Origin of the sequence: Halolactibacillus sp. JCM 19043 (genome assembly GCF_001310395.1) — a bacterium.
Lineage (GTDB): Bacteria > Bacillota > Bacilli > Bacillales > Amphibacillaceae > Halolactibacillus > Halolactibacillus miurensis.
On record NZ_BAXD01000051.1, the window covers coordinates 1 to 12693 of the forward strand.

A 12693-nucleotide genomic window follows, 5' to 3' on the forward strand; every position below is an offset into this window, starting at 1 on the left:
AATTACTAATAAATTTAAGACGTTATTGTTTTTTCTAAAAGTTTTCATAGCATCATAAACTACCAACAAACCGATAATTAATGAACTTGTTCTCAATATAAATTCTGCAACTAAAAGGTTGCCCATAACTCTTTGTACATCATACGATGCTCCAGTTATAATAACAGGAGAAAAAATTATAAGTATTCCAACTATCAGACCGATAATTAAAAAAGATAAATTTATTACGTTTTTTTTCATGATTAGCCTCCAGAGAATTAAAAGTATTTGTGTCCTTCTTGATATTTATATTTGTACCAATTTGTAGCATGAGATACCCCAAATGAAACGCTACCATATTTTCCGATTCCTATGTTTAGACTACCGTTATAAGTAGTGGTACCGTTATTATAAAAATCACCATTTAACATTATACGACCTTGTTCTTTTGAAATGTTTTGATCATTTGCAACTTTACTTACTAACTCTTCATAAGTTAAAACATCACTTATCCCTTCAGTGGACTCATCAATTACTAATTCTTGTCCAAAATCAACCTTGTTGTCCTTCAAAGAGGACGATCCAGTTTGAGCAAATACAGAAGTAGTCGATACAGTTAAAAACATGATGACAGGTAGTGCGACAATCAATACTTTTTTTAAAAATGAACCTCCTAAATTTTAGTTAATTTTAGTGTATAACTATATTATATCACTGTCAATAGTTTGCAATTAAAAATATTTTTTAACACGAGAGTTTGACACTTCAATTCTTTAAAAATACTATTAAGCCTTGATATGGCCTTATTTGTTTGTCGGATTTGGTGTTATAGAAACCCAAGAGATCCGCAAAAAACACCTCGGCATTGATTCTGAAGAATGAGCGCGTCAATGTGCTAAGAAATTGGAGGATTGTCATAACTGTTCCCCGAGAGAGCAATGTACAAAAGCAAAGGAAGGCAATAATAGAAAAGTGTGCATCAACAAAATAATTGGAACAGCAAAAAGCATATATTCGTGCGAAGCTTTCGGATGAAGAAGCTGGTAAGATTTACGGCAAAAGAAAAAATGACGTAGAACTAGTATTTGGATTATTGAAGGCTATTTTGGGTTTCACAAGATTTTCTCTTCGCGAAAAAGAACTTGTAGAGAATGAATTTGGATTTGCATTATTGGCAGTGAACTTACGGAAGTTCACTGCCAATCTATCGACAACCTTTTTCAAGGATGAAAATACTAAAAATAAATTCGGATGTGATCTTCTTAACAGAAAATCACATCCGGTTTTTACTTCATATTTTCGAGTTTTGCTTCAGACTCTTTTTGTTAAGAATGTGTAAAGTGCTTGTGTTTGTGAATAGGATTCATTAGTATATAAGTAGATGCTTATATAAGGTTAATGAGTTGATAAGTAGGGAAAAGTAACAGTGTGAAAATAAAGGTGTTTAATCATTAAAAGATAATCTAGGAGGTACACAAGATGAAACTTATTGTCATAGGCGCAGTAGCGGCTGGAACATCAGCGGCCGCAAAGGCAAGGCGAAATCAGGATGATTTAGAGATTACGATTTATGAGAAAGATGTCGATATTTCTTACTCGGGTTGCGGGTTACCGTATTATATCGGGAACGAAGTAGAATCAATTGAGGCGTTAACGCCAAGAGACCCAGCCTTCTTTAAGAAGAAATACAACATTGATATTCATACCGCCCACTTAGTAACAAAAATTGACCATGATAACCAACAGGTACATGTGAAAAGCTTAAAAACTAATGAAACGTTTACTGATGCCTACGATAAACTCGTTATCGCAACAGGAGCAAAGAGCATCGTGCCACCGATTGATGGTGTCGATCTGCCGCACGTCCATGCCTTACGGACCGTTCAAGATGCACGACAGATTAAAGGTTATATCGATGAACATCAACCGAAAACAGCCGTCGTTGTTGGGACGGGCTTCATTGGATTTGAGATGCTTGAAAACTTAATTGAACGAGATATCGAGGTGGTCATCGTTGAGATGAAGCCGCATATTACCTCAAACCTTGATCCTGATATGGCAGATTATTTAGAAGATAAACTTGTGAAAAAAGGGATTGACGTAAGAACAAACAAAACCGTCAAAGGAATTCAAGCAGATCATGTGAAGATTGATGAAGAAGAAACGATTCCAGCGGAGCTGGTTATTTTAGCAACCGGCGTGAAACCAAATGTTGAACTCGCAAAAGCGATCGGCGTTGAGATTGGTGAAACAGGGGCAATTAAAGTGAATGAGCGTATGGAGACGAATCTTAAAAACATCTATAGCTGCGGGGACTGTATTGAAACCTTTCAGCGACAAACGCATAAACCGGTTTACCGGCCACTTGGGTCTACGGCGAATAAAACCGGCCGAATTGCGGGTGACCAATTGTCTGGCGGTTCATTAGAATTTAAAGGGATTCTCGGGACAAGTATTTATAAATTATTTGAATTTACCGTCGCCAATACCGGTTTATCTGAAGCGGAAGCGCGCGCAGAGGGGTTTAATATTGAGATTTCCCATAATATTAAACCAGATAAACCGGCTTACTTTAATGGAACGGAGATGAATATTAAAGCGATTGCCGACCGTGACACGAAAAAGTTACTTGGCGTTCAAATTGTTGGACAAGAGGGCGTCGATAAGCGCATTGATGTGTTTAGTACACTCGTAACCTATGGTGCGACAGTTGATGAATTGTTCCACTTAGACCTCGCTTATGCTCCGCCGTTTTCAACGACAAAAGATCCGGTCCATTATAGCGGGATGATTTTAGATAACGCGCTGTCTAAAGGACGTCCATTAAAGACGAGTGATGACGTGCGTGAGCTAGAAGCGAACGGTGAAAAGATTCAAATAGTCGATACCCGGATTGAAAAGCAACACCTCGCTAATTGCGTGGACGGAGCGGTGAGTATGCCGCATGCGGTTATTCGGGCACGACTAAATGAACTTGATAAAAACCTACCGACTGTCACGTATTGTAATAGTGGGACAACGGGTAATGCGGTTCAGAATATTTTACTCAACCACGGCTTTAAGGATGTATCAAACTTATCGGGTGGGAATAAGTTTTATCAAGCGACGAAAAAAACGCGGGATCAATAAGTAAGCTATATGAACCATCAATCATTTCCGTCATAAAGACAGGGATTTAATGAGAAAGTTGCCTATATGGGTGACTTTCTCTTTTTTACTGGATTTTTAGACGGATTTACTAGGTTTTTATCCCACTTACTTTCTGATAAGGTTGGGGAAAGTAGAGGAAGTAAGGAGTGAAGTGAGATGAGTAAAATCGGTGTACCGATTGAAGGATTTAGTGATTTTAGTCGACAAGTCGCAGCTGAAGGGGCGGTCTTATTAAAGAATGATGATCACACCTTGCCGCTAAAGCCAGCTGAAAAAGTCGCGGTTTTTGGTCGGATTCAATATGATTATTATCGAAGTGGCACAGGGTCTGGTGGGAGCGTGAATGTGTTATACACAACGAATCTTATCGACAGTTTACTTGAAGATAAAACCGTCACAATCGATGAAGAGGTCTTAGAGGCGTATCAAACCTTTATAAAGAAACAGCCGTTTGACGATGGTGGTGGTGCGTGGGCAGCGGAGCTTGGTTCCAAGAAGAGATGCCGTTAATGGATACATTTGTTCAACAAGCAAGTGAAAGAAATGATAAAGCAATTATTGTGATTGGGCGAACGGCAGGTGAAGACCAAGATAATCGCGCTGAAAAAGGGAGTTATTATTTAACCGATAAAGAGGATAGAATGATCCGTCTTGTGACGACATATTTTGACCGAGTTGTTGTCGTACTGAATACGTCCAATATCATTGATCTGTCGTTTGTTGAGTCTTACGACCCGAGTAGTGTTATTTATACATGGCATGGCGGGATGGAAGGCGGGCGAGCGGCTGTAGACGTGCTCGTAGGTCATGTGACACCAAGTGGGAAGCTACCAGATACCATTGCGTATCAGTTAACTGATTACCCGTCTAGTCAACATTTTGGTAGTGACGTGCAGAATCACTATGTGGAAGATATTTATGTCGGGTATCGCTACTTTGAAACATTTTGCCCGGATAAAGTCAGGTATCCGTTTGGTTTTGGCTTATCGTATACGACATTTGAAGTCAATCCAAAGCCTTTTCAGTATGATGCGACTCATCAGCAATTTAGATTTAGTGTGACCGTAACGAATACAGGAGACGTCAGTGGTAAAGAAACGATTCAGCTCTATGTTGAGAGTCCGCAAGGGACATTAGGGCAACCAGCTAAACGCTTGGTCGGATTTATGAAGACACGCTTATTAGCACCAGATGAAACAGAAACGCTTGAAATAAAACTGTCCCTTCATCAACTAACCTCGTATGATGACAGTGGTGTGACGGGCTTTCTATCGAGCGACGTTTTAGAAGCGGGGGACTATCTTTTTCATATCGGGACGAGTGTAAGGGACACAGACATTGTCTATGATGAGAATAAACAGCCCTATCACCTGAGACAAACGATACAAGTCAGGCAAGCGGAAGAAGCACTGAAACCAGTGACCCCGTTCAAGCGGATGAAGCCAGGGAAAAGACGAGCGGACGGGACGTATGACTGTCTCCTTGAACCTGTGCCTTTACGCCAACAGGATATAAATAAACGGATAACCGACCGACTACCCGAAGCCCTGTCATTTAAAGACACCACCTATACGTTACAAGACGTCTTAAACAAAAAGATAACCTTAGATGACTTCATTCGTCAACTAACGGATGAGGATTTAGCGATTCTTGTGCGCGGTGAGGGAATGGTGAGTCCGCTTGTTACACCAGGGACAGCGTCAGCCTTTGGTGGGGTCAGTGACCGATTGCTGTCACTAGGCATACCGGTCGGTTGTACAGCGGATGGACCGTCAGGCATTCGTATGGACTCAGGTGAAAAAGCAACACAAGTCCCAATTGGGACATTACTTGCCTCAACATTTAATCCGGATTTGATTGAAGCACTCTACCGTTATGAAGGAAAAGAACTGATTCAAAATGAGATTGATCTGTTGCTTGGGCCAGGAATCAATATTCATCGTCATCCACTGAACGGTCGGAACTTTGAATATTTCTCAGAAGACCCTTATTTAACAGGCATCATGGCCATTGCTAATGTGCGAGGGATTAGAAAAGAAGGTGCACATGCGGTCGCTAAACACTTTGCCTGTAACTCACAAGAACAGTCGCGCAATCAAGTGGATGCGGTTGTGAGTGAGCGTGCGTTAAGAGAAGTGTATGTAAAAGGCTTTGAGATGGCGGTAAAAGAAGCGGATTTAATGGGGATTATGACGGCCTATAATCCAGTGAATGGTCATTTTTCAGCATCTAATTATGATCTGAATACAACGATTCTAAGAGAGGACTGGGGTTTTCGTGGTATTGTGATGACCGATTGGTGGGCACATATGAATGATCCCGTCAATCAAGGTGTGCCCAGCCGCGCGCATACCGACCATATGATTCGCAGTCAAAACGATCTTTACATGGTCGTGAATAATTACGGGGCTGAAACAAATAGAGCTGGTGACAATACATTAAAGGGTCTTCAGGAAGGGACTGTCACTCGGGGAGAGTTGCAGCGTAGTGCGAAAAATATTTGTCGTGTGCTATTAGAATTACCCGTGATGACACGTAAACAAGTCTTTAGAGATGATAGTGGATTAATCCCTTCACAATCTGGTGTTGTCAACCATCCTTTATTAACAACTCAGCCTCTGGCTGTTTCAAATGAGACAATAACGACTTTTAACGTAAATGAGACTAAAGCTTACCGGATGTATGTCACGTATACGTCGACCGGTGACGCGCTGAGTCAGTCAGCGATGACAATCAAGTTAAATGATCAAGTTGTCGCAACCGCACAAGCTAATGGTATGAATGAAATAGCAATTAAACAGAAGTTGCCAAAAGTCACGTTAGAACAAGGAACTTACACATTGAGTTTGATGTTCAAAAAGCAGGTATCTATGTAAAAGAGATGATATTCATACCAGTTGATTGATATGAACATGATGACAGTTTAAATAGCCATATGAAAAAGACCGAGACGCTCATAAATAGCTTTTCGGTCTTTTTCTTGTCTTATATTAATGTTCAGCTAATTGTTTAAGCTTAAATAAATCCTTATCTTCACCTAAGACGATCAAGGTTTGGTAGGGTTTCAGTCGATAATCTTTCATTGGATTAAAGACGATCTCATCGTCTTGTTGGTCTTTGATCGCAATAATAATTAAATCGGTTTTTTCAGGGATATTGGCTTCCATCAATGTTTTATTACATAGTTGTGATTTTGGGTGAATAATCACTTGGTTTAAGTTCAAATCAATTTTTCCCGAATGGGTAATCGTGTCTAGAAAAGCAACCACAGAGGGTTTTAACAACATCGACGCCATCCGATGTCCACCAATTTCATTTGGTGAAACGGTTTTATTTGCGCCGGCGCGAATCAATTTATCGTGCGAATTGTTATTAATGGCACGGGCGACAATCATTAACTTTTCATTCATCTCACGTGCAGTGAGAACGGTATATAAATTGTTGGCATCAGTTGAGAGAGCGGCTACTAGACCTTTCGCCCGTTTAATGCCGGCTTTTTCTAATGCCTCATCTGTTGTGGCATCATCGACAATGACCATGACTTTATCATCTTTTATTGCGTCTGCTTTATCTTGGTCTTCTTCTATTACTATGAAATCAACCTGTTCTTCTTTTAATGTTTGAATCACGTGTCGTCCGGTTTCGCCTGCCCCGCAAACAATCACATGATTTTTTAAATGATCCAATCGATCGCGCATTTTCCGTTCCCTCCAAGCATCGCGAATTTTACCTTCGAAAAAGAAATGAACTAGGGATGAACCGGCATAACCAATAATCCCTAAACTTAAAAAGATTAGCAGAATCGTAAATATTTTCGCCGTGAACGTTAATGGTACGACTTCACCAAATCCAACGGTAGAAATCGTAATCACTGTCATATATAAAGCATCTATAAAAGTGACATCTAATAGTAACAAGTAACCAACCGTACCGATGACGTTGACAATTAATAATAAAAACAGAATAGAAAGTGTGCGTGTGTATTTTTGCATAGAAGACCACCTCAAGGTGTCAGTTTGTATTCTTAAAAGCACTTTCATTGTATCATTTTTTCTATATGTATAAAAGACGAGGTAGGTATAAAATTACAAATGATCTCAAGAGTGAAAGGAAATAAACAACCGGAAATAATTGTAACAAGGCTTTAATCATAGTATAATTAACCTAATATATAAAAGGTCGGGAGGTTCTTATGTCACAACGTTATTATGTAGGAGTAGGTGCTTCAGCAGGTGGATTAGAAGCTTTAGAGTGTTTATTTCATTATATACCTGAAGACTCTAGGTTAACTTTTATCGTTGTTCAACATCTTTCCCAAGAGTTTAAGCGTTTGATGGATGAGTGATTGGCACGGCATACAAAAATCCCTATTACTGTGGCGGAAGAGGGGATGATAACAGAGGGAAATCATCTGTATTTAATTCCTCCACGTATGAATGTCTCTATTTTTAATGGAACGTTATTGTTAGAAAAGCAAGTAGCTGACCATCAGTTACATTTACCTATCGATATCTTTTTTAAGTCACTGGCACTTGATCAGAAAAAACAAGCCATTGCGATTGTCTTATCGGGTCCTGGAAGTGATGGCATACTTTGAATGCGTGCCATAAAGGATGATAGACAGACTGCCTCATTTATCGCATTATAAAAATACCATTTAATTAAATCAGTATATAGAAAAGGAGTGAGCATGTGAGTGAGTTAGAAAAACTTATAGAACAGGTGTTAGAAAAGAATAGCCCTCATAAAGAGTTTGAAGGATCAAAAGAAATATTAATAGAAGCATTATCGATCTATCATGAGGAGTTATGCTCTCAGAATGATGAATTAAGTGAAATCAATCAATATTTAGAAGAAACAAAACTAGAATATGAAAGATTATTTATGGATGCGCCTGTAGGTTATCTCATCGTCGATTTAACTGGTTTGATTGTAAAAGCCAATCATTATAGTTATCAATTGTTTGATTCGCTCACACCCCACCAATCTAAGTTACAACACTTTATTGCTGATGAAGATCAAGATCGCTTTTACTTCTTCTTTCAACAGTTGAAAGAAGATCAGTTAGAGACCTCTTTTTCATTTAAGACAAGAACAGAGCCGGTACGTTATATCAAGTTTCTCCAGCAATATGTGCGTTCCAATGAAACGCTGATTCATTTAGCTATGATCGATAAGACAGCACTTGTCACCTATCAAAAGCAAATTAAGTATATGAGTAATCATGATGCTTTAACCGGCGTATATAACCGCCATTATTATGAAAACTTAATACAGCAACTCAATGAAAAGTTGACGGAGCATTTTGGGGTGATTTTTGCAGATATAAATGGCTTAAAGATGATTAATGACGCATTCGGTCATGCGTTTGGGGATGAGTTAATTAAAAAAGCTGTTGAGTTAATCGAACATCATATGGATGACACGATGTATTTGGCACGTATTGGTGGTGATGAGTTTGTGATTATTTTAACGGAGACAACAGAGGAGCAGATGAAAAAGCTGATGTTGACATTAAAAGAGGCACAATCCTTGATAACAGTGAAAGATATTCAACTATCGATTTCATTCGGGTATGCGTATAAACGTAAACCTAGTCAAGACTTAATTAAACTTGTTCACCTAGCTGAAGATCGCATGTATCAAAATAAGCTTCATACTAAATCAAGCGGAAGAAAAGATATTATCGAGGGAATATTGGCGGTCTTACATGAGAAGAAACCGCGTGAGAAAGAACACGGAGAACGCGTGAGTTTTTTAGCGGAGACGTTTGGAAAAGTCCTTAACTTAAATGCGACAGAAATTCATCAGTTAAAGACAGCGGGGCTACTGCATGATATTGGTAAGGTGGCGGTAGACCATACGATTTTAGATAAAGCGTCAGGCCTAAATACTAATGAAAAGCGAGAAATGAAACAACATCCAGAAATGGGGTATCGCATATTACAAGCGTCACAAGAATTTAAAGATATTGTCGACATCGTTCTATATCATCATGAATTTTACGACGGCACGGGTTATCCAAGAGGGTTAAAAGGAGAAAGTATTCCTTATCTCAGCCGCATACTAGCCGTTTGTGATGCGTATGATGCTATGACGAAGCCTCGCCCTTATTCTATTCCTAAATCAAAAGAAGAGGCCAGTACAGAACTTAAATATCATAAAGGACGTCAATTTGATGCAGAACTTGTCGATATTTTTATCAGTAAAGTACTCTTAAAAGTGGACCTCAACTAACGTATACTAATTGCTCATGTATTGAGCGATAAAAAAGAAGAAGCCGACTAGATGTCTACTTCTTCTTTTTGACGTTAGTCGTGTAACGTTATGACTTCAATCAAGGTTTTTTGTTTTTTCTACTCAATGAATCCTGCCTTAGTTAAATAATCTCGCGCGACAACGCTAGCGTCTTCATTATCAACACCTACTCGGTAATTCATTTCACGCATCTCATCGGACGTAATTTGCCCACTGAGTTGATTTAAAATAGCCTCAAGTTCAGGGTATTGTTCCAATGTTTCTGCACGTAGTAGCGGTGCTCCCTGATATGGTGGGAATAATTCTTGATCATCTTCTAAGACGACTAAGTTATAGCGTTCAATTTCTGGATCGGTTGAATAAGCATCAATTAAATTAATATCCCCTGATTCAATCGCCTGATAGCGTAAGCTTGGTTCCATCGTTTGTAGTGATGGGAAAGTTAGGCCATAGAGGGATTGAATACCCAGATACCCATCCTCACGATCTGAAAATTCTAAAGTAAATCCAGCTTTAATATCATCCAGGGCACGTTCTAAATCAGAAATTGTTTCTAAGTCATACTGATTCGCTAGTTCCTCAGTGACAGCTAAAGCATACGTATTATTAAAAGCCATTGGCTCTAACAACATCATATTGTAGTCACGCATAATACCAGATCGTGCTTGTTCATAAACCGCTTCTTTTGTATTTTTTTCGGCTTGTTCTTTAATCAACTCACCTAAAACGGTACCGGTAAATTCAGGGTAGAGATCAATTTCTTTATTATCAAGCGCATCAAACACAAAACTGGTCTTCCCTAATCCAGAACGTGTTTCGACACGGACATCCATCTCTTCTTCAATCAAGGCTTTATACATTTCAACTAAGATTTCAGGTTCAGCACCTAACTTCCCGCCAATGACGAGCGTCTCTTCCTCTTGATTTAAGAGTGAAGGTGCCAGTGTTAATCCAAGGGTTAAAATAAGAATGGCCACAATGGCCGTGATGGAATATTTATAGTTTACACGTTCGAGCTTGCGTAAAATAAAATCAAATAAGATCGCTAACATAGCGGCAGGAATCGCCCCAATAAAGATAAGGGATGTGTTGTTGCGATCGATTCCGAGTAAAATAATATCGCCTAAACCACCCGCACCTATCAGGGCGGCAAGTGTGGCGGTACCAACAATGAGGACCATGGCGGTTCGAATACCCGCCATAATAACCGGCATTGCGAGTGGAATTTCTACTTTTACTAACCGTTTCTTAGAGTTCATTCCCATCGCTGTGGCGGCTTCAATCAGAGAATCATCTACTTCCTTAATACCAGTGAATGTATTTCGTACAATAGGCAATAAAGCATACACCGTAAGAGCAATCACAGCGGGTACTTTACCAATCCCGAATAAGGGGATGAATAATCCTAGTAGCGCAAGTGACGGGATGGTTTGTAAGACGGCTGTTACACCGATAATGGATTCCGCGAATCTTTCTTTTCTTGTTAAGTAAATACCTAAAGGGATGGAGATAAGAACGGCAAAGAATAGGGCAATAAATGAAAGTTGAATATGTTCAAGAAGAGCACTGATTAATTGATCTTGTCTTTGAGAAAGTGTATCAAAGAATAGAGTCATGTTACACCGCTCCTTTCTCGAAGTGTTCGATAAACGCATCAGTAAAGGTCGCTTTTGTTAGCGAGCCGATCGGTCTATTATTTTTGGTTATGAGAAGTCTCTCGTTTGATGTGAAATGTCTCAGTATGTCAAAAGGTGACGTATCAATAGATATTTCAGGTGCGCCTTCTGTGACGTCGTCAGTAAGTATTGTTGTAATGTCGAGATCACGCTTGTGTTCTGGTTGGACACTTTTAGTAAAGGTCCTAACAAAATCGTTGGCAGGGTTATGGATAATCTCTTCAGGTGTACCCACTTGAATAATATCGCCCGCCTTCATTAAACAAATGCGGTCAGCTAATTTTACGGCTTCACGAATGTCATGCGTGACAAAGACAATGGTCTTTTTGATTTTCTTCTGTAGGTCCTGAATATCATTTTGGAGTTTTTCGCGACTAATGGGATCAAGTGCGCTAAAAGGTTCATCCATTAAAATTATATCAGGGTCAGCTGCAAGCGCCCGAACAACCCCAATCCTTTGTTGTTCGCCACCTGATAATTCATGTGGCAGACGTTTACGGTATTTCTCCGCATCAAGTCCTACCATATTGAGTAGTTCTGTCACCCGATTAGTCATATCCTCACGAGACCATTTTTTTAATTCAGGTACAATCGAAATATTTTCTTCAATTGTTAAGTGAGGAAATAAGGCAATTTGTTGGAGGACGTATCCAATATTCCAGCGGAGTTTATTGATATCGTACTCACTTATTTTTTTATCTTGTATAAAAATAGTACCATCAGATATCGGAATTAGTCGGTTAATGGTTTTTAATGTCGTTGTTTTTCCACACCCACTCGGTCCGATAATGACGAAAAATTCGCCTTCTTTGACATCAAAGCTACTATCCTTAATTGCAGTTGTGCCGTCTTGAAATGTTTTTTTAACGTGTTCGAAACGGATCATATCGTTCTCCTTTCTTGAATACAAAATGATAAGCATTCGTTAATCTTAAGTACCCGTAAAAAGCTACTTCCAAACAAGTAAGGTAAAAGACTGGTCAATGAATCTTTTTCTTTGGTATGATAGTAAAGTATGAATAGGTTGTGTTATGAAGTGAGAAGACAAACAAAAAGGTTTAATTAAATGGAGGGTACACGAGTGAAACAACGCTTTAGACAATTTATGCAAGGCCGTTACGGCTTGATCAGTTATATGTAGGCATGTTAGTCCTATATTTTATTCTATTGTTTTTCAGTCGCTGGTTTATGCCAGAATTAATGACAGGCTGATGACCGTGGTCATTATTCTAGCGGTATTTCGTATGTTCTCTAAAAATATTGTCGTAAGACAAAGAGAGAATGCGGTGTATTTGCGTGTTGTTAACGGAATGAAACATACCGGAAAGAAACTTCTTCAAAGAATAAAAGATATACCGACAAAACGATACCGTAAATGTCCGAATTGCGGTGTCACCTTAAGATTACCGCGCAAAAGAGGACGTCATAAAACGACGTGTCCGAAATGTCAGACGTCGTTTGAGGTGAAGGTTCGTATGTAATAACAAAGGCATAAGTTAATGATATAGTAAGTATGACAAGGATTAATGAAAAGTCATGGTGTAACTAAAAAAGATCCAGTCGTGTAAATGATGCACAACTGGATCTTTTTATGTGAAGAAGTTAGGTTGTTTCACCTTTAATTAATTCC

General features: G+C 39.1%; 9 protein-coding genes and 2 pseudogenes. 6 read left to right on the forward strand and 5 right to left on the reverse strand.

From position 1 onward, the window contains the following. On the reverse strand, positions 1-240 hold a 240-nt coding region (locus tag JCM19043_RS14835; protein ID WP_062323714.1), incomplete at its 3' end, for a hypothetical protein. A gap of 17 nt (positions 241-257) precedes the next feature. After that, positions 258-605: a hypothetical protein gene (locus JCM19043_RS14840; RefSeq protein ID WP_143103192.1), complete on the reverse strand. Its 348-nt coding sequence runs from the start codon at positions 603-605 to the stop codon at positions 258-260. A gap of 280 nt (positions 606-885) precedes the next feature. Between JCM19043_RS14840 and JCM19043_RS17900 the strand changes: the two are divergent. The 4 genes and pseudogenes from JCM19043_RS17900 to JCM19043_RS14855 form a co-directional block, all read left to right on the forward strand. Next, positions 886-1318: pseudogene (locus JCM19043_RS17900) on the forward strand (transposase); the annotation flags it as partial. 140 nt (positions 1319-1458) lie between these two features. Then, a complete protein-coding gene (locus JCM19043_RS14850) occupies positions 1459-3108 on the forward strand; it encodes an FAD-dependent oxidoreductase (protein ID WP_062323720.1) in 1650 nt (549 codons plus the stop codon). 177 nt (positions 3109-3285) lie between these two features. Next, on the forward strand, positions 3286-3639 hold the full coding sequence (locus JCM19043_RS19095) for a glycoside hydrolase family 3 C-terminal domain-containing protein (RefSeq protein WP_369813900.1): 354 nt from the start codon (positions 3286-3288) through the stop codon (positions 3637-3639). Next, entirely contained in the window at positions 3600-6005 is a 2406-nt protein-coding gene (locus JCM19043_RS14855; protein WP_369813901.1) for a glycoside hydrolase family 3 N-terminal domain-containing protein, read from the forward strand. The genes JCM19043_RS19095 and JCM19043_RS14855 overlap by 40 nt, the downstream gene beginning before the upstream one ends. A 114-nt stretch (positions 6006-6119) precedes the next feature. Here the strand turns inward: JCM19043_RS14855 and JCM19043_RS14860 are convergent, their stop codons facing one another. Further along, positions 6120-7121: a TrkA family potassium uptake protein gene (locus tag JCM19043_RS14860; RefSeq protein WP_062323722.1), complete on the reverse strand. Its 1002-nt coding sequence runs from the start codon at positions 7119-7121 to the stop codon at positions 6120-6122. Positions 7122-7321: 200 nt separating this feature from the next. Between JCM19043_RS14860 and JCM19043_RS17905 the strand changes: the two are divergent. Together JCM19043_RS17905 and JCM19043_RS14870 are read left to right on the forward strand one after the other, a co-directional pair. Continuing rightward, positions 7322-7726: pseudogene (locus JCM19043_RS17905) on the forward strand (chemotaxis protein CheB). A 95-nt stretch (positions 7727-7821) separates the two neighbouring features. Then, positions 7822-9366, forward strand: a complete 1545-nt coding sequence (locus JCM19043_RS14870) for an HD domain-containing phosphohydrolase (RefSeq protein ID WP_062323726.1) — start codon at positions 7822-7824, stop codon at positions 9364-9366. A 119-nt stretch (positions 9367-9485) separates the two neighbouring features. Here JCM19043_RS14870 and JCM19043_RS14875 read toward each other — a convergent pair whose 3' ends face one another. Continuing rightward, positions 9486-11003 carry an ABC transporter permease/substrate-binding protein gene (locus JCM19043_RS14875; RefSeq protein ID WP_062323728.1) on the reverse strand — a complete coding sequence of 506 codons (1518 nt, stop codon included), beginning with the start codon at positions 11001-11003 and terminating at the stop codon, positions 9486-9488. A 1-nt stretch (position 11004) separates the two neighbouring features. Next, positions 11005-11949 (reverse strand): ABC transporter ATP-binding protein, encoded by a 945-nt coding sequence (locus tag JCM19043_RS14880; RefSeq protein WP_062323730.1) that lies wholly within the window; start codon positions 11947-11949, stop codon positions 11005-11007. Positions 11950-12693: the final 744 nt, after the last annotated feature.

Bases quoted from the DNA above. Each gene is read 5' to 3' on its own strand.
- JCM19043_RS14840 (WP_143103192.1), bottom strand. From the start codon at position 605: ATGTTTTTAACTGTATCGACTACTTCTGTATTTGCTCAAACTGGATCG.
- JCM19043_RS14860 (WP_062323722.1), bottom strand. From the start codon at position 7,121: ATGCAAAAATACACACGCACACTTTCTATTCTGTTTTTATTATTAATT.
- JCM19043_RS14880 (WP_062323730.1), bottom strand. From the start codon at position 11,949: ATGATCCGTTTCGAACACGTTAAAAAAACATTTCAAGACGGCACAACT.
- JCM19043_RS19095 (WP_369813900.1), top strand. From the start codon at position 3,286: ATGAGTAAAATCGGTGTACCGATTGAAGGATTTAGTGATTTTAGTCGA.
- JCM19043_RS14875 (WP_062323728.1), bottom strand. From the start codon at position 11,003: ATGACTCTATTCTTTGATACACTTTCTCAAAGACAAGATCAATTAATC.
- JCM19043_RS14850 (WP_062323720.1), top strand. From the start codon at position 1,459: ATGAAACTTATTGTCATAGGCGCAGTAGCGGCTGGAACATCAGCGGCC.